Raw genomic sequence first — 18,425 nt, forward strand, 5'->3', positions numbered from 1 at the left:
ACGTTTTAGCAGCTGAGCTAGGGCCGCTTCATAGTTTTGCTCTAATTTTTCCGCTGGAGCGCGACAGGCCGCATCTAACGTTTTAGCAGCTGAGCTAGGGCTGCTTAATAGGTTTATTCAACATTTTATCAATGAACAAGCCTGAAAATTTGGAGCGGCACACGAGGTTCGAACTCGTGACCTCGACCTTGGCAAGGTCGCGCTCTACCAGCTGAGCTAGTGCCGCTTCATAGTTTTGCTCTAATTTTCCGCTGGAGCGCGACAGGTCGCGTCTAACGTTTTAGCAGCTGAGCTAGGGCCGCTTCATAGTTTTGCTCTAATTTTCCGCTGGAGCGCGACGGGTCGCGTCTAACGATTTAGCAGCCGAGCACATACTGCTTCATACCCGCTTCAAAAACAGCTCAATAGCAACTGAGCTTGTCCTTTCAAGCGGGGCAGGATTCTACAAGATACGAAAAGCTTTGCAAGTATTTTTTTTAAATTTTGAAGAATTTTTGCTGATACACCTTCAATTCCATAATGGAATCTTTGATATCATCCAACGCCAAATGTGAGCTTTTCTTTTGAATATCATTCAACAGCTCAGGTCTCCAACGTCGCGCCAATTCTTTTATCGTACTTACATCTAAGTTGCGGTAATGAAAGTAGGCTTCTAATTCAGGCATATACTTGTGTAAAAAGCGGCGGTCTTGGCCAATCGAGTTACCACACATAGGTGATTTACCCGGTGGAACCCATTGTTTTAAGAAGTCGAGCGTTTCTTTAACAGCATACTCTTCATCAAAAGAGCTTGCCTTACATCGCGCAGTTAGACCAGAACGACCATGTTGGTTTGTACACCACTCGTCCATATTGTCTAGCAGCTCATCACTCTGATGGATAGCTATTACAGGGCCTTCCGCCAACACATTGAGATCAACATCGGTGATCACAGTCGCGATTTCGAGTATTTTATCTGTTTTAGGTTCTAGCCCTGTCATCTCTAGGTCGAGCCATACCAAGTTTGATTCATGAAAAGACATACACTACCTTAGCGGTACTTTCCTTTAGATCCAATGCAATTAGATATATCATATTAGCTTCATCACTCGACCAAAAGCTTTTTTTTACAAAGCGGGGCAATTTTATTGAGTTATAGCCTATGAATGGCTTATACACCAATCATTCGCAATAATTCGTCTCGTGAGTTTATTGATATGGCAAAACGTAAAAAACTCAGTCATGGCCAATCCCGTAGGATTAAGGCCAACCAACAAAAGCGTTTGGCGAAAGCCAAACACAACGAAAGCCCTGAATTGCAATGGCAATCAGATAACTTAGGCCCTACTGAAAATGCGACTGTTGTCAGTCGCTTTGGTCAACATGCAGACGTCGAAACCCAAGATGGCGAAGTCTTACGCTGTAATATTAGACGTACCGTCAGCAGCTTAGTATGTGGCGATAATGTAATATTTCGTCGTGCCAAGGTAAGTGAAGGCGATCTTGCTGGCGTAATTGAAGCAGTAGAAGAGCGTCGCTCGCAGCTAACCCGTCCAGATTTTTACGACGGTGTCAAAGTTGTCGCTGCCAATATAGACCAGATCCTAATGGTTTCTGCGGTAGTACCCGATTTCACTCCGCAAATCATTGACAGATACCTTGTCGCTTGCGAGGACATGGGTATCGAACCGATTCTTATCCTTAACAAAATAGATTTATTGGATGAAGAAGGCTTAGAGTACGTTAATGAAGTCCTCGATATTTATCGAGACCTCGGTTATCAAGTCTTACTTGTCAGTAATAAGTCAGGAGAAGGTATTGAAGAGCTAAAATCCCTGTTGGTCGATAAAAACAATATCTTTGTTGGCCAATCAGGGGTCGGTAAATCAACCCTTGTGAATACAGTTTTGCCTGATGCAGGCATATTAACGCAGGAAGTGTCTGAAAATAGCGGCCTCGGGCAACACACCACAACGGTTTCTAAGCTCCACCATTTGCCCACTGGAGGCAACCTTATTGATAGCCCAGGGATCCGTGAATTTGGGTTATGGCACCTTGAAGTAGAACGCGTAACTTGGTGCTTTAAAGAGTTTAGAGAGTTTATTGGTGGCTGTCGCTTCAGAGACTGTAAACATCTAAATGATCCTGGCTGCCTGATTCTAGAAGCGGTTGAAGAAGGTAAGGTAAGCGAGTTGCGCTTTGATAGCTATCATCGCATTCTAGAGTCGATGGCCGATGGCCGTGCAGGTGCACGGGCACCGAGAGTTTGATACTATTCTTTACCGGTTTTAGATAATTACGATTTAAATAAGCCAAACATTGTCATTTCAATGTTCGGCACACATAACTCAGGAAAATAATGTGAACTTGGATAAAATCAAAATTGCATTGCAATATGCGCTCCCAAAACATGCTGTTTCACGTTTGGTTGGTAAGTTGGCAGCTGCACAAGCGGGTGCCCTAACCACGCAGTTGATTAAGCTGTTTATCAAGCAATATAAGATTGATATGAGCGAAGCACTGTATGAAGATCCCGCGCATTACAAAACCTTTAATGAGTTCTTCACTCGCCCACTAAAACCAGAGATCCGCCCATTAGCAAGCGAAAAGCATATATTAGCTCATCCCGTAGATGGTGCAATCAGCCAACTTGGTGCTGTTGTTGATGGACAAATCATCCAAGCTAAAGGGCATGACTACAGCTTACAAACTCTACTTGGCGGCAGCGAACAAGATGTATCGCCTTATCTTGGTGGTAAATTTGCTACCATCTATCTGGCACCGAAAGACTATCATCGCATCCATATGCCTGTAGACGGTGTACTGAGAAAAATGATCTATGTACCTGGTGACTTATTTTCAGTTAACCCACTCACAGCACAAAACGTACCTAACCTTTTTGCTCGTAATGAGCGTGTAGTTGCTATCTTTGATACTGACATTGGCCCTCTCTCTATGGTCCTAGTGGGTGCAACAATCGTAGCAAGCATCGAAACCATCTGGGCAGGTACAGTGACGCCACCAGCAGGTAAGGACATCTTTACCTGGAACTATCCAGCAGGCGGTGACAATGCCATCAAGCTGAAAAAAGGCGACGAAATGGGCCGCTTTAAACTAGGTTCAACGGTCATCTTGGCTTGGGGAGCTGATAAAGCCGACTTTTTAGCAGACCAACAGCCTGAAACAGTTACAAGAATGGGAACACCTTTTGCGACTATCGCAAAATAATATTACCAATTAAAAAGGGCCCTAGGGGCTAATGACGATCAGTTTAGGCCTTATTTGCTCGTTCAATTTAATGATCTTTTGAGTATGTCAGAATCCGATAAACTATGCTTATCGGATTTTTTTATGCTCGTGTTTAAGGCCTTAGATGTTATAAATAGTTGGGAACCTAATCAGGTATAAACGCTTGCTGATTGACTCCCTTTAGAGTTGATTGAAGAAGCTTACTCCCTTACCAATACTGTCACGCTTAGAAAGCGAAAGTTGACGTTGGAGTCTATGGCTTGGTTGTTGATAGGCACGGCAATCTACAACGATAAATCCATGGCTGATATCGTTAACCTATTGGATATTGTAGATAGAGAAGGCAAACCATTTGTAGCGCCAAGCGCATTAACACAACGACGACAAACGCTAGGGGAAGCCGCAGCAAAAGCGTTATTTCAATGTACTCAGAGACACAGGCAAGAGCAAGCTAATTTAACAGCTTGGAATGGATTAACCTTGCTTGGTGTTGATGGCGTAGTGTGGCGTACAGAAAATACAGATGAAAACAATCAATCGTTCATGAAGCCAAAGAGTAATAGAGGGTTAGAAACTCAGTCCCCCCAAGTTTGAATGGTTTGTCAAAATTGGTCAAGCAACAACTCTGGGGGATACTACTGACATATAATCTCATTCGCTATCAGATGACACAAATGTGCATGATGTTAAAGGGAGATTATTTACCGTATCAGCTGAGTTTTAATGGTGCGCTTGGCCATATAATGAGCTTAATAATTGGGCTACCGTATTCTTCATCTTCTTCATCTGGTACTTTACCAAGGCAGCTCAAAAACTTTTATGAAATAACAGAAAGCTTGATTCTGGCTCCTAGATGGCAAAGGACATTCCCTAGATGGGTAAAGAAGCGACCAAGTCGCTACCCTACAAAAAGAGATACCGCTCACCTTAAGTGAACCGCATTGGCCCTTAGGGGCCCTGTTTAATTCTATTCACAGCACACCGAACAGGTTGGATCTTTAGTCAACTGAAAACGTCTCTGTGCCAGCGACAGAGCGTCAATCGTTACAAAATAGCTCTCCCCTTGTTGTAACCCCAAAATGCCATTACATACAGCCTGAGCCTGCATTGAGCCAACAATACCAAGCAGCGGACTCATAACCCCAGCATTTTGACAATTCAGTACAGAGCTACTTTGCAAGTTTTCTGGGAACAAACAAGCGTAACACGCGCTTGTCTCACGATAATCAAAAAAGCCAAACTGACCATTCGTGCCTTGTGCCGCGCCAGATATCAAGACCTTTTGATTGCGGTAGCAATACTCATTGAGCAGATAACGGGTTGTGAAATTGTCGCTGCAATCGACAACCCAGTGCACGTCAGACAGCATGATACCGATATTATCGACACTCAATCTCACGTTATTTGGCACTAGCTCGATATCGTTATTAAGACTCGCGAGTACCTTTTTCGCAGCATTACTTTTTTCTTGTCCTAAGTGATTCACTTTATACAAGATCTGCCGCTGTAGATTAGAAAGCTCGACTTTATCATCATCAAAAAATGATAACTTACCTACCCCACTTGCTGCTAAGTAAAATAGTACGGGGCTGCCCAAACCACCGCAGCCTATTACAGCAACATGGGCGGATTTAAGTTGTTTTTGACCGGTTTCTGAAACTTTATCCAACAATAGGTGACGACTGTATCTCAACCGCTCTCTATCACTTAATTCATTGTTCATTGATAGCCTGTTTTAGTTCAATGATGGCTTGCTCAGGAGATGCGGCTTCAGTAATCGCGCGAACGACCGCAACACTCCCTACACCAGTTTGCGCCGCTTCACCAGCTCGTGACAAATCAATTCCACCTATGGCAACAGTTGGATAATGTGCATTCATCAGAGGCACAAAGAGTCTCAATTTTTCTAGCCCCTGAATTTGTCCTGTCATATCTTTTGTCGTTGTCGGGTAGATAGCGCCAAATGCAAGATAACTAGGGCGATAGTTATGGGCTCGCAGCATTTCATAAAAGCCATGTGTAGATAAACCTAAGCGAAGGCCTGCTTTTTGAATGGCGTTCAAATCAGCCACATTCAAATCTTCTTGACCCAAATGCACACCATACGCACCATGCTTAATAGCTAATGCCCAGTGGTCATTGATAAATACTCGACCTTCAAATTTTTTACCTAGTAAAATCGCTATTTCAATATCTTGCTCTAACGTAGGTGATTGAGCGTCCTTAACCCTAAGTTGCACAGTCTTAACACCATTTTTTAGACATTGCTCCAACCACTCTATAGTGTCGACAACGGCATATAGGCCTAAGTCCTCTTCAATAGGCGCAAACCCAGCTGTGTAGTTGTATTCGTCAAGTACCATTAAATCGAGTTCATCACCCAACCAGCTACCAGCCTCAATCACTTGTGGGTAGTCTTCTAGCTGATGAGGAAATGCAGTATGAGCAACTGGGCCAATCCCTTCACCAAACCGAACCGCAGCTTTTAGCCCCTTGTTGATGTATGCTTTGCCCAAAATAAAGGCATCTTTTAATGGGTAGCCTTTAGACAAACAAGCTGCAATAACAGAAGATAGACTACAACCAGTACCGTGGGAGTGCGGGGTATTGATGGCTTCATTACCAAGCCAATACTCTTCATCTTCATGCCAGCAATAGTCAATGCAATAGCCTTTCGGATAATCCCAATGACCCCCTTTTATAACAACCGACTTGGCACCAAATGAGCGCAATTTTTGTCCAGCTTCTTTCACCGCGTCTGGGCCAATTAAATATACACCCGTAAGAATTTGCGTTTCGTGTGTGTTGGGCGTAATCACATCCACCAGCGGCAGCAAATGTGTCTTTATCGCATCAACTGTATCTTCTTCTGTCAAAGCATCGCCACTGGTTGCAATTGCAACTGGGTCGTACACTACTTGGGGCGGCGTATCCCAATGACTTTTGTATCGCTCGATATGCTCCGCTACCATTTGGATCTGCTGCACATTTGCAAGCATACCAATTTTTATTACCGATGCTTTCATGTCCGCTTCTAAAGCCAGAAGTTGAGATTCGATCACCTCAGTCGACACAGCATTGATTGCCTCTACACCCAAGCTATTTTGCGCGGTTAAAGCTGTAATTGCCGTACAAGCATGTACATTAAAACTTTGCATCGCTTTTAAATCTGCCTGTATACCCGCGCCGCCACCTGAATCGGAACCGGCAATACTCCATACAACATTAGACACATTGACTCCTAAACATTCTTTAATTTTGATGCCAAAAAGGCATCCCCATGGTTGGGGTAGATGGTGCTGCGACGTCTTTTTCTGGCATCGCTTGTGCTTTATAACTCATTCGCCCAGCAGTCACTGCGTGTGCAAATGCACTTGCCATCGCAACAGGGTCGCCAGCACCTGCTACTGCACTATTTAGCAGAACGGCATCATAACCTAACTCCAGAGCCTGACAAGCATGAGAAGGTAACCCCAGCCCAGCATCGACTATCAAGGTTTGTTCGGGTAAACGCTCTCGAATCGTTTTTAAATTGTATGGATTGATGAGACCTTTCCCAGTCCCAATTGGTGCCCCCCAAGGCATTAACACTTCACAACCTAAGTCAGCTAATCGCTGACATAACACAAGATCATCAGTGCAATACGGGAGTACTTTAAAACCGTCTTTCAATAAAATGTCTGTTGCTTCTAACAGGCCAATAGGATCAGGCTGTAAATTATATTCATCTCCGATCAACTCCAGCTTTATCCAGTCTGTTTGAAAAACTTCACGGCACATTTGTGCCAGTGTTACAACTTCCTTCACACTGTGACATCCCGCTGTATTTGGCAGAACTCTTAAGCCCGTGTCTTTGATCAATTGCCAAAAATCTTCACCAGCTGCAACTGAATTTTGGCGACGCAATGATACGGTCACAATATCAGCACCAGCGCTGTTAATTGCGTCTTGCATGATCTGTGGTGATGGATACAGAGCAGAACCAATGAGTAGCCGACTGTCAAAACACTCGCCGTAAATTGCCAGCTTATCCATTTAACCCCCTTGGATAGGAGACAAAACTTCGACGCTATCCCCATTTTCTGGTTTAGTTTCAGGCAATAGCCCCGCTGGCACAAATTGCCCATTAAGGGCAACTGCAAACGGTGGAACGGCCCCTTTGCTAACAATGATTTGCTGTAATGATAAATGGGCACCCACTTGGATGTCTTCACCATTGTAAATTAAATTCATAATAGACCCTCACAAAGTGCTTGCCGGACTAAAACTGGCGCTAGTAAATAGCCATGCCTATATAATCCATTGATTGCAATCACGTTGTCTTTTCTCTCAATGCGCGGATGGTTATCAACAAAAGCGGGACGCAGCCCTGCATTCAAGGACAATACCCGCCCTTCCGCAAACCCGCTATGTACCGTGTAAGCTGCTGACAGTAACTCTAATGTAGAACGTACAGTAATATCAGCATCGTCTTGAGATTCAATTTCAGTCGCACCGATGACAAATTGGTGATTTGGTTTAGGTGCAATATAGATAGGGTATCGAGGATGCATCAATCTAACAGGGCGCTGTAAAGCAACTTCTGGTGCATAGATACGTGCCACTTCACCTCGCACGCCACGCAATTGATGGTTATCAACTTTAGCCCCTACGCCTCTGCAATCAATAATCCAATCATAGGCATGCTCATTAACACACCCTCTAGCAATAACCGCCTCACTACCATAGTTAAACTGCACACCGCAGCGTTTCAACGTGTTATAGCTGGCTTTAAAAAAGCCTAAATTATCAAGCTGTCCTTCACAAGGTAAAAACAAACCATTGGTAAAACGTCCTCCAAGCTCTGGCTCTAGCTCGGTTATCATGCGCCGATCTACAGATAACGGATGATGACCATCAAGCGGTATCAATCGTTGGGAAAAGCTTTGTAAGTCTCCTCTGTCTTGTTGATGTGCAACAATGAGGCTACCAGCTTGTTGAAAGAACACCTCAGAGTCAAGTTTTGCCAATATTTTTGGCCACATAGCAATGGATTCTAGCCCTTGCTCTGCCAAAGCTTTTGAACAAATCACAGACTCAGCCAATGGTGCCAACATAGCAGCTGCGAGCGTCCCAGCACCTGTTTGTGCATCTTGTCGGTCTTTTTCAAAGACCGTGATGTCATAGCGCTCCATTAACTCTAACGCGGCGATCCGACCAATTAGGCCAAATCCGACAATAGCCACGCAAGGCTTTTTACCAAGTTCTGACATGAGATACCCTAAAAAAACACCATTTGCGTTAGCAAATGGTGTGAACTGGATTAGATAGCTTTGTGATAAATTTCTGAGCCACTACTTTTGAACTCTTCTGACTTTGCTTTCATTTCAGCTTCAACATCGACCATCTTAATTTCGATGGCGTCACCCACATTATTCGGGTCAATACCTCGTGCTTCAAGCTCTTTAGCATAATCCCTAACGTCTTGAGTGATTTTCATTGAGCAGAACTTAGGACCACACATAGAACAGAAGTGTGCCACTTTACCTGACTCCTGTGGTAGCGTCTCATCATGGTAAGAAAGTGCTCTTTCAGGATCTAGGCTCAAGTTGAACTGATCGTGCCAGCGGAATTCAAAACGCGCCTTAGATAAAGCGTTGTCTCGGATCTGCGCGCCGCGGTGACCCTTTGCAAGGTCTGCTGCATGGGCTGCAATCTTGTAAGTAATTAAACCTTCTTTAACGTCTTCTTTGTTTGGCAGACCTAAGTGTTCTTTTGGTGTCACATAACATAACATGGCCGTTCCATACCAAGCGATTTGCGCAGCACCAATGCCCGATGTGAAGTGGTCATAGCCAGGTGCAATATCGGTTGTTAATGGACCCAGTGTATAGAAAGGAGCTTCATGACAATGCTTAAGTTGCTCGTCCATGTTTTCTTTGATCATATGCATTGGGACGTGACCAGGACCTTCAATAAAGACCTGAACATCATGTTCCCACGCAATCTTAGTGAGCTCACCTAAAGTACGAAGTTCTGATAATTGCGCGTCATCATTCGCGTCTGCAATTGAACCTGGACGTAGACCATCACCTAGAGAGAAACAGACATCATATTGCTTCATGATCTCACAGATGTCTTCAAAGTGTGTGTAAAGGAAGTTTTCTTTATGATGCGCAAGACACCACTTTGCCATGATCGAGCCACCACGAGATACAATACCTGTTACACGCTTAGCTGTCATAGGTACATATCTTAACAGTACACCCGCGTGGATTGTAAAGTAGTCCACACCTTGCTCTGCTTGTTCAATGAGCGTGTCGCGAAAGATTTCCCAAGTGAGGTCTTCTGCGACACCATTTACTTTTTCAAGTGCTTGGTAAATTGGCACTGTACCGATTGGTACCGGAGAGTTACGTACAACCCATTCACGCGTTTCATGGATATAACGGCCCGTAGATAAATCCATTACGGTATCCGCACCCCAACGAGTAGACCATACTAACTTTTCAACCTCTTCCTCGATAGAAGACGTGACCGATGAATTACCGATGTTTGCATTCACTTTCACTAAGAAATTACGGCCAACAATCATAGGCTCCGATTCTGAGTGGTTGATGTTATTTGGAATGATTGCACGACCACGAGCAACCTCTGAGCGGACAAACTCAGGAGTAATGAAATCTGGAATTTCAGCACCAAAAGATTGGCCTTCGTGTTGCTGCGCTAACAACTCTTCGCGGATCTTTGCACGCCCCATATTTTCACGGATCGCTACAAATTCCATTTCGGGCGTTATGATACCTTGGCGCGCATAGTGCATTTGCGTGACATTTTTTCCCGGTTTCGCGCGGCGAATTTTAGGTAAGTTCTCAAAACGAATGTGGTCCAAGCCTTCATCAGCCATACGCTGTTGAGAGAACTGAGAGGTTACAGAGGTTAATAATTCTGTGTCATCACGATTAACAATCCAGTTTTCTCTATATTTAGGTAAGCCCTCACGTACGTTTAACGTGAATTCAGGATCAGTATAAGGGCCTGATGTGTCATACACTCTAACCGGCTCGTTCTTTTCAAGGATTGGATCTTCTTCTGTTCCACCCACGAAAGAGTCGCTCAATGAGATCTCTCTCATTCCCACACGAACACCTTCTTGCTCACCATCTACATAAATCTTTTTAGAGTTAGGGAATGGTTGACCCTTTAGGTTATAGATAAATTCCGAAGCCGCTTCGCGTGACTCGCGACGTGACAACTTGCTACTGTTATTTGACATGACGTGCCTCATTTTTAGTTAAGGTGTCTTGTCAGAATTCCGAAAAGGAAGAGATTGGGTTCATACACGTTCTCGCTATTAATTAAACCAATAACGATATTAAGTGCAGATTTTGGTGGATAATTTATTAGCACGACGCTAATAAATTGCAGCTTAGGTATCCATTTGGTGATGCATACTAAGCAGCTTGTTCCCTACGCAGGCATTAACCTGATCAGGTCCACGGATCCCGCAATACAGCGATCTCAGCCCAAAAGGGCACTCCGACAAGTAACGAATTGAGACAAAGTCTACTGAATGTCAGCGAATTAGTCAAAGCGCCTTTCAACTGGTCCGAAATGCCAATTTGCATCACCACGCAAAACTAATTCATCTGCGCTCTGTTCTATCGGAGCTCCGATTTGTAGCATGTTCAAAAATGCCTGCTCCTTCGCATTCGCCTCTGGTCCACAGAGTTTGCGTGTCATGCCAATATTAGACACAAATAGCTGCCCATCTCTGATCTCACCTTGACCAAAAAAGCGATTACATCCAGCGTATCCATTTACTCTGAATGCATCTAAAAACTCGATTGTAATGGCGTCCTGCGCTGCTACTTCAACTGGTGTTTTTAATTGCCAGCTGGAATATTTGAGCGAATGAGCGTTTACCGTCCCTGTACTTTTACAGCCAATAAGCACCAAGCTCATTAGACAAAATAAAAAGGTCTTTTTCATTGGTAAACCAAACGTTTAAAAATCAAATTTAATTATAACGCTTGGTCGCACAGAATAGGCAGTAAAAATGTGTAATAAATTACCTTTTTGTACGAAAATTAAGAGAATAGCAGCTCAATTTCCTGAGGTAGGAACGGGCGGCCACGTTCATTTACCGAAGTCCCAGTCACAATTGCATCTAACATCAATTTTTGATCATGCTTTCTTATTACCTTTTGGTGGAAAGCAAATTTTAACTTACTGACTTTTTGCGCTTCTACCTCAACATAAAACTCGTCAGCCGGTTTTAATGAGTTTTTATAGTTCATTTCTGAACGGATCACCACCAGATTGACTTTTTGTTCGGCCAAAGCGGCAAAATCAATCCCCTTGTAAGCTAAAAACTCGTGCCGTGCATGTTCTAAATAATTAAAGTACACACTATTGTTAACGATCCCCTGTAAATCGCACTCATAATCTCTTACTTTAAAGTCAACTTTAAACGTCATAGTTCGTCCTCTGATTAGAATGCGAAAGTTTATATCATAAATATTCAGTTATGTGGTCGGGCTTTTGCTAAACTAGAGCGCAACTTACACGGGACTATAAATCACAAATGAAGCTAAAACTCTCATTGCTCGCTACCAGTTTATCAGTAGCATTTTCAAATACAGCGATTGCTGAACAAGCACCTTCAAACCAAGACATCGAAACGATTCAAGTGACAGGAGACTTTCAGCAAGAGTCAATACTCACGTTAAGTGCTAGTGCATCCGTTTTTGATGAGTCAGACATTCAAACTCGTGGTGCCAGCTATTTAGATGAAATATTAAACAGCGCAGCCAATGTTAACTTTACGGCTGGTGCGTCACGCGGTCGTTTCGTTCAGATCCGTGGAGTCGGATTGCGCTCCCAGTTTGTCGACCCTATAACACCGAGTGTGGGGGTTTTAATAGACAATATTAACTATTCTGGCTTGGGCGGTAGTGCATTGTTATTTGATGCGGACCAAGTGGCCATTTATCGTGGCCCTCAAGGCACTAAATTTGGTGCAGACGCCATGGGTGGGATCATAGACATTCACTCAAATTCACCAACTCAAGCGCCTAGTGTTAATCTCAAGCTGGGTGCTGCAAATTATGGAACGCATGAAGCAGGAGTTGCCATTGGAACCGGATTAACAGATGCTATTGCTGCGCGCGCCAGTATTTACCAAAAGCAATCTGATAGTTTTGTCGATAACGTCTATTTAAATGACGATACTCAGGACTTAGATGAAAGTGTTGCAAGGTTTAAAGTTAGCTATGCCGCTAACGACGACTTAAATCTTGGCTTTGTATATCACCACATTAATATTGATAATGGCTATGATGGTTTTACCTTAGACAATACCCGCCAAAGTGTTGCCAGCCAACCGGGTAAAGACACTCAAGAAAGTGACGCATTCTCCCTGACAGCAGACTACACAGGTATGTCGTCTGTCGATATTGAAATACTCGCAAGTGGCCTGCAGGCAGATACCGAGTACAGCTATGACGAAGACTGGGTCTGTGCCGATACTGCCCAACCAGTGCTATGTGAGGCAGGTCTACACCCAGATCATATCGCTTATTATGGACAATACTTTGATGCCTACGTACGAGACCATGAAAGGGGCTCAGCTGAAGTAAGAGTTAAAAGTAAAGATAAGTCTTGGGTCATTGGCGCTTTTAGCCGCAGACACGATGTCATCCTAGACCGCCAAAGAGGTAAGCATGGCGACCTGCCAGCTCAGTTCAAATCCAACTTTGAAACACAAAACCATGCGCTATTTGCACATAAAGTCACTCAGGTAAAAGAAGACGTTAAATTAATCACTGGTATACGTGTTGAGTCCTATTCAAGTGACTACTTAGATAGTAATGCATTTGACCTAGACACTGATGACACTATGGTGGGTGGTAAAATAGCGCTTGAATACCAAGTAGTGCCCCAGACGATGATTTACACAAGCTTAAATCGTGGTTACAAAGTGGGTGGTGTCAACGGCGAAGCACTGGCAAAAGCCAAAGATGATGGTATTACCATTCCGCAATCAGGCTTCACATTCGACCCTGAGTACCTTTGGAACCTTGAGTTTGGTGTCAAAGGCCAATCGAGAGATAAGCGTCATACTTTACACCTCACTGCATTTTATATGCACAGAGAAGACATGCAATTAAAGCAATGGCAATTAGAAGGCGTGCAATTTGCCGGCTTTATTAGCAATGCGGGTAAAGGAAGAAATTATGGCCTTGAAATAGAGGGTACCAGCCAAATACTCAATGCACTCTCATTGCAATACAGTTTAGGGTACCTAGATACTAAGATTGAGGACTTTGTTACCGTCAATGGTGATGATTTCGATGGTCGTGAACAAGCACAATCACCTAAATATCAATATGCATTTACATTTGTCTACGACGTCACTGACAACATCAGTGCGCAATTAGGATTCGAAGGCAAAGATGACCATTTCTTCTCTGATAGCCATAACGCTCAAGCTCCGAGTCAGAATCTCATCAATGCCAGTATTTCATACTTCAGTGACAGCTGGAGCCTAACTGTATGGGGCAGAAACTTAGCTGATACAGATGTGCCAGTGCGTGGCTTCCAATTCGGTAATGACCCAAGAAGTGGCTGGGAAACCGACACATATGTGCAATATGCAGAGCCTAGAGTATACGGTTTAACATTTAACTATACACTGTAAGTAAAAACGGCGCTTTAAGCGCCGTTTTTTAGTTCTACCAACAACCTTATTCAGGATCTGGTAAATTCCTACCGTAAAACACTTCTTGGATTTCACGATTTAACTTATTGCGGATCTCTTCTTCTTCTTCGTCAGTCAGCTCATCCGTTGTAATGCCAAATAGATATGTATTTAAATCGGTTTCCTTCAACATCATCTTTGTGTGAAACAAGTTTTCTTGATAAACATTCACATCCACCATTTGATAGGCGTCTTTAGTATCGTCTGTCATAAAGTTTTGGATAGAGTGGATTGGATGATCAATATAGTGTTTTACGCCATTCACATCACGTGTAAATCCACGCACACGATAATCGATTGTCACCACATCAGACTCTAGAGAGTGAATTAAAAAGTTCAGCGCTTTGAGTGGTGAAATGATACCACACGTTGACACTTCAATATCAGCACGGAAAGTACAGATACCATCATGCGGGTGCGCTTCAGGATATGTATGAACACAAATATGGCTTTTATCTAAATGCGCAACCACTGAATCAGGTAACGGGCCCGGTGTTTCTTGGCTGTGCGGCACTGTGCCTTCAACGGGTTCTTCAGACACCAAAATCGTTACACTGGCACCTTGCGGATCATAATCCTGGCGAGCGATGTTCAAGACATTTGCACCGATGATATCGACCACTTCTTTTAAAATATCAGTTAGACGATCTGCACTGTACTGCTCATCAATATATTCAATGTACTCTTTTCGCTGTTGCTCAGTTTTAGCGTAGCAAATATCGTAGATACTAAAGCTTAAACTCTTTGTTAAGTTGTTAAAGCCATGGAGTTTAATTTTATTAAAGGGCTTGTTCACGATAGACCCACCTTAAAACAAGAAAATCTGCGCTGCAGAACTAAAAGTTCGCGGATTTTATACGAAAAATAGTCGCTTAAAAAGCGTTATTTTTCTTCGCTTTGTACAACCTCGTGGGTATGTGTAATTTCCACTGCTTTTTCAAGCATTAAGGCCACTGAGCAATACTTTTCCGCAGACAAATTAACAGCTCGAGCAAGGTGCTTTTCAGACACCTTATCACCAGTAACTACAAAGTGTAGATTGATTTTCGTAAATACTCTAGGCGCAGACTCCGCACGCTCAGCAGAAAGCTTTACTTCTACATTATGCACAACTTGTTTGGCCTTTTTCAAAATACTCACAACATCAACAGACGCACAAGCACCAGCAGACATTAATACCATTTCCATAGGACTTGGCGCAGCACTATCGCTGCCGGCATCAAACACCACATTATGGCCCGAGTTCGAACGCCCTAAAAACGTATCACCTTCAACCCACTTTACACTCGCTTGCATATTTTACCTTCTCAAAACGAATAACACCGCCATTAGGCGGTGTTAGCTTCTTTAAATCTTTATCTCTGATCACTGAATAGCTGAATCAAATAAGTTTTTAACTAAACCAGCAAACTCTTCGATAAACTCTTGTTGTTCTTCAGTTACACGCTGATCAACAACGCTGGACAACACTTCCTGTAGGTCATACACAATGCCATCGACTTCTCTAACAATCAAGCTACGTTGTTCAGTCGACAACCCAGTATGCTGCTCACACAAACGGATCACATGCTCAGCAATGACATCTTCAATTAATTCAACAACCTTAGGTGCATTAGGCTTTACTACACCCGGCTTTTCAAACAAGGCTAAATTTTGTGTCAGATACATGACTAACTCATCATATCCTTGTTTATCTAAAACCATATATTGCCCACCTGAGTTTACCAACGACATCTCCTATTGATTTAAGCAGAAACTTGATCTGATTGCTACTTTTCAGCGCCCCAGAAAAATAAAAAAGCAGCGAATGCTGCTTTTTTAAGAATAAAGCGTGAGATAAATTCAGTGCAAAATAATATTGCGACACGCGTTATTATAAATTACCTATTGGAGGTAATTTTAATCTAATGATAGGCCCGGACTCAAGCTTCCTGGTAATGTAACTTTTTCAAGTTCAACAGATGCCACTGGGTATGCACAATAATCCGCAGCGTAGTAAGCGCTCGCGCGGTGGTTGCCTGATGCACCGATACCACCAAATGGTGCAGCACTTGAAGCACCTGTGATTGGACGGTTCCAGTTAACAATACCCGCACGGATGCGACGCAGGAAGTGGTCGTAATCTGCTTCGTTGTCACTCAGTAGACCTGCAGATAGACCAAAACTAGTGTCGTTTGCAAGTTCAATTGCCGCATCAAAGTCTGTGTAACGGAACACTTTTAATAGAGGACCGAAATGTTCATCATCAGGGAAGTCTGTTACGTTAGTACACTCGATAATACCTGGTGTTACAAAGCCAGTACCCTGAGTATGAGTCAGCGCTAACAGACTCTCACCGCCTAATTCAACAAGCTGTCGCTGTGCAGCAACCATACCCGCCGCCGCAGCTTCTGAGATCATAGAACCCATGAATGGTTGGTCTTCATCATCAAAGTTACCAATCTTGATAGCTTTAGTCGCACGCAATAATTGTGCAAGGATGGCATCACCCTGCTCACCTTGCGGTAAGAATAGCTTACGCGCACAAGTACAGCGCTGACCACTTGAGATAAATGCAGACTGGATGATGTCATGCACGACCGCTTTCGTATCTGTTACATCTTTAACGATAAGTGGGTTGTTACCACCCATCTCTAGTGCCAATATTTTGCCAGGCTGACCCGCAAACTGCTCATGTAGAAAGTGACCTGTACGAGAAGAGCCCGTGAAGAATAAACCATCAATGCCTTTGTGTGAAGCTAGTGCCTTACCAGTCTCTACTTCACCTTGAACTAGGTTGATCACACTAGCTGGTAAACCAGCTTTTTCCCAAAGTTGTAAAGTTAACTCTGCAACATATGGCGTCATTTCAGACGGCTTAAATACAACAGTGTTGCCAGCAAGAAGTGCTGGAACAATGTGACCATTTGGCAGGTGACCTGGGAAATTGTAAGGACCAAATACCGCAACCACGCCATGAGCTTTGTGGCGGATCACAGCGCGACCTACTGGCATCGCATTTTCAACCACACCGGTACGCTCGTGGTATGCTTTTTCAGAGATAGCAATTTTACCCACCATTGCACCGGCTTCAGTGCGAGTTTCCCAAAGTGGCTTACCCGTTTCTTTTGCGATTGCAATTGCAAGCTCTTCGCCGTGCTCTTTTAACACTTCTGCAAAGCGCTTGACTATGTCTAAGCGCGCTTCAAAAGTTAGGTCACTCCACAGATAGTATGCTTCACGCGCAGATTTTACTGCACTGTCTACTTGTTCTGCGGTCGCAGCATTTGCCGACCAGATTTGTTCATTATTTGCTGGGTTCACAGACGTAAATTCTGCACCTTCACCAGCTAACCATTTACCATTGATAAATTGTGCTGCATGTGTTGTCATAATTCTTTCCCAATTAAAGAGTTGCGATACTAACGGTGTCGCCATCAGTTACTTGAAGCGCGCTTGCAAGTTCTGCCGAAATAGCGATTTCATCGCCTTGAGGCATCTCTAGCTCAATTGCCGTCGCACGATAACCTGCTAGTTTATCATTTGCAATAAGTACTGGGGAACCACCAGTTTGCGACTTCGCTGTTTCATCAATACGCACTTTAAAAAACTCTGTCGCGCGAATTGTGCGGATATTGTCCACTTTAGCTTCAACTGTCGGGCCTGCATCGAAAATATCGACGTAACCATTGAAAGTAAAGCCTTCACTTTTCAGCAATTCTATAGCAGGACGTGTATTATCGTGCACTTCACCAACAACAGCTTGCGCTTCTTCACTCAATAAATTGACATAAATTGGGTATTTCGGCATAAGTTCAGCAATAAATACTTTTTGACCAATGCCAGTTAGGTAATCGGCCGTAGGAAAGTCCATTGAGAAAAAGTGCTCTTCTAGCCACTTCCAAAATGGGCTGCTGCCATTCTCGTCTGATACACCGCGCATTTCGGCAATCACCGTCTCTGCAAAACGCGTTCGATGTTGGTTAATAAACATGAAACGAGATTTTGACAATAACTTGCCGTTTAGGCCTTTGCGGTACTTATCTTTTAAGAACAGAGTACAAAGCTCTGTTGCACCGGTGTAATCATTACATAGCGTAAGAATATCCACTGCTTTGTAAACATTCAGAGTACGAGATGAATGGATAACTTTACTCAAATGATAGTGATAAAACGCGTCGTCAAGTCCAACAGCTGCTTCAATTGCGCTGGTTCCAACAACTTCTCCCGTCTCAGTATCCTCTAGCACAAACAAATACCCTTCATCGAATGGGACATCCGTTTCTTTGCCAAAAGACGTCATAGAACGTTCAATCTTGTTTTGTAACAACTCTTCATTTAGAGGCAATGAAGTAAAACCATGCCCCGACTCTTGGGCAATGTTCAAAAGCGCTGGATAATCGCTTTTTTGGATTGGGCGAAGGATCATCATGAGCCCGCTTACTCCTCAATAAACCTTTAGACAGGCGGTGCCCAT

The 18,425-nt window shown here is 43.5% G+C and carries 17 protein-coding genes, 1 tRNA gene, 1 pseudogene and 1 riboswitch; of the genes and pseudogenes, 4 read left to right on the forward strand and 15 right to left on the reverse strand.

Features of this window, described 5'->3' with window-relative positions; all coding sequences use genetic code 11:
* Window positions 1-150: 150 nt before the first annotated feature.
* A tRNA-Gly gene (locus N482_RS23690) sits at window positions 151-226 on the reverse strand.
* Between the two features lie 250 nt (window positions 227-476).
* Window positions 477-1,022: an oligoribonuclease gene (gene orn, locus N482_RS23695; protein ID WP_063379393.1), complete on the reverse strand. Its 546-nt coding sequence runs from the start codon at window positions 1,020-1,022 to the stop codon at window positions 477-479.
* Window positions 1,023-1,196: 174 nt separating this feature from the next.
* Here orn and rsgA point away from each other — a divergent pair, with 174 nt between their 5' ends.
* From rsgA to N482_RS23710, 3 genes and pseudogenes are all read left to right on the forward strand, one after another.
* Window positions 1,197-2,249: a small ribosomal subunit biogenesis GTPase RsgA gene (rsgA, locus tag N482_RS23700; protein WP_063379431.1), complete on the forward strand. Its 1,053-nt coding sequence runs from the start codon at window positions 1,197-1,199 to the stop codon at window positions 2,247-2,249.
* Window positions 2,250-2,340: 91 nt separating this feature from the next.
* The gene (gene asd, locus N482_RS23705; RefSeq protein ID WP_063379394.1) at window positions 2,341-3,207 is read left to right on the forward strand and encodes an archaetidylserine decarboxylase; all 867 of its coding nucleotides are present in this window, start codon (window positions 2,341-2,343) and stop codon (window positions 3,205-3,207) included.
* Window positions 3,208-3,330: 123 nt separating this feature from the next.
* Window positions 3,331-4,163 (forward strand): annotated as a pseudogene (locus N482_RS23710) (transposase domain-containing protein).
* 32 nt (window positions 4,164-4,195) lie between these two features.
* On the opposite strand, the gene N482_RS23715 reads toward N482_RS23710, so the two are convergent.
* The 8 genes from N482_RS23715 to N482_RS23750 all read right to left on the reverse strand — a co-directional run bounded on the left by N482_RS23715 (window position 4,196) and on the right by N482_RS23750 (window position 11,687).
* Window positions 4,196-4,951: a HesA/MoeB/ThiF family protein gene (locus N482_RS23715; protein ID WP_063379395.1), complete on the reverse strand. Its 756-nt coding sequence runs from the start codon at window positions 4,949-4,951 to the stop codon at window positions 4,196-4,198.
* Window positions 4,941-6,461, reverse strand: coding sequence for a bifunctional hydroxymethylpyrimidine kinase/phosphomethylpyrimidine kinase (gene thiD / locus N482_RS23720; protein WP_063379396.1), 1,521 nt, complete (start codon window positions 6,459-6,461; stop codon window positions 4,941-4,943). The genes N482_RS23715 and thiD overlap by 11 nt, the downstream gene beginning before the upstream one ends.
* Window positions 6,462-6,480: 19 nt before the next feature.
* On the reverse strand, window positions 6,481-7,263 hold the full coding sequence (locus N482_RS23725) for a thiazole synthase (RefSeq protein ID WP_063379397.1): 783 nt from the start codon (window positions 7,261-7,263) through the stop codon (window positions 6,481-6,483).
* Window positions 7,264-7,461: a sulfur carrier protein ThiS gene (gene thiS, locus N482_RS23730; RefSeq protein ID WP_063379398.1), complete on the reverse strand. Its 198-nt coding sequence runs from the start codon at window positions 7,459-7,461 to the stop codon at window positions 7,264-7,266.
* Window positions 7,458-8,480, reverse strand: coding sequence for an FAD-dependent oxidoreductase (locus N482_RS23735; RefSeq protein WP_063379399.1), 1,023 nt, complete (start codon window positions 8,478-8,480; stop codon window positions 7,458-7,460). The genes thiS and N482_RS23735 overlap by 4 nt, the downstream gene beginning before the upstream one ends.
* A 50-nt stretch (window positions 8,481-8,530) precedes the next feature.
* Window positions 8,531-10,483 carry a phosphomethylpyrimidine synthase ThiC gene (gene thiC / locus N482_RS23740; protein WP_063379400.1) on the reverse strand — a complete coding sequence of 651 codons (1,953 nt, stop codon included), beginning with the start codon at window positions 10,481-10,483 and terminating at the stop codon, window positions 8,531-8,533.
* Window positions 10,484-10,657: 174 nt separating this feature from the next.
* A riboswitch (TPP riboswitch) is annotated at window positions 10,658-10,759 on the reverse strand.
* 32 nt (window positions 10,760-10,791) lie between these two features.
* On the reverse strand, window positions 10,792-11,199 hold the full coding sequence (locus N482_RS23745) for an META domain-containing protein (RefSeq protein ID WP_063379401.1): 408 nt from the start codon (window positions 11,197-11,199) through the stop codon (window positions 10,792-10,794).
* Between the two features lie 98 nt (window positions 11,200-11,297).
* A complete protein-coding gene (locus N482_RS23750) occupies window positions 11,298-11,687 on the reverse strand; it encodes an acyl-CoA thioesterase (RefSeq protein ID WP_063379402.1) in 390 nt (129 codons plus the stop codon).
* Between the two features lie 107 nt (window positions 11,688-11,794).
* On the opposite strand from N482_RS23750, the gene N482_RS23755 reads away from it, so the two are divergent.
* Window positions 11,795-13,909, forward strand: a complete 2,115-nt coding sequence (locus tag N482_RS23755; RefSeq protein ID WP_063379403.1) for a TonB-dependent receptor — start codon at window positions 11,795-11,797, stop codon at window positions 13,907-13,909.
* 46 nt (window positions 13,910-13,955) lie between these two features.
* Here the strand turns inward: N482_RS23755 and speD are convergent, their stop codons facing one another.
* From speD to astA, 5 genes are all read right to left on the reverse strand, one after another.
* Window positions 13,956-14,765, reverse strand: coding sequence for an adenosylmethionine decarboxylase (gene speD, locus N482_RS23760; protein WP_063356831.1), 810 nt, complete (start codon window positions 14,763-14,765; stop codon window positions 13,956-13,958).
* An 86-nt stretch (window positions 14,766-14,851) separates the two neighbouring features.
* On the reverse strand, window positions 14,852-15,265 hold the full coding sequence (locus N482_RS23765; RefSeq protein ID WP_063379404.1) for an OsmC family protein: 414 nt from the start codon (window positions 15,263-15,265) through the stop codon (window positions 14,852-14,854).
* Between the two features lie 69 nt (window positions 15,266-15,334).
* Complete coding sequence (locus N482_RS23770) at window positions 15,335-15,673, reverse strand: DUF3802 family protein (RefSeq protein ID WP_172642397.1); 339 nt, start codon at window positions 15,671-15,673, stop codon at window positions 15,335-15,337.
* A gap of 195 nt (window positions 15,674-15,868) precedes the next feature.
* The gene (gene astD / locus N482_RS23775) at window positions 15,869-17,341 is read right to left on the reverse strand and encodes a succinylglutamate-semialdehyde dehydrogenase (RefSeq protein WP_063379405.1); all 1,473 of its coding nucleotides are present in this window, start codon (window positions 17,339-17,341) and stop codon (window positions 15,869-15,871) included.
* Between the two features lie 13 nt (window positions 17,342-17,354).
* The gene (astA, locus tag N482_RS23780; RefSeq protein WP_063379406.1) at window positions 17,355-18,380 is read right to left on the reverse strand and encodes an arginine N-succinyltransferase; all 1,026 of its coding nucleotides are present in this window, start codon (window positions 18,378-18,380) and stop codon (window positions 17,355-17,357) included.
* Between the last annotated feature and the right edge of the window lie 45 nt (window positions 18,381-18,425).

It is taken from the genome of Pseudoalteromonas luteoviolacea NCIMB 1942 (genome assembly GCF_001625595.1).
GTDB classification, from domain to species: Bacteria; Pseudomonadota; Gammaproteobacteria; order Enterobacterales; family Alteromonadaceae; genus Pseudoalteromonas; species Pseudoalteromonas luteoviolacea_A.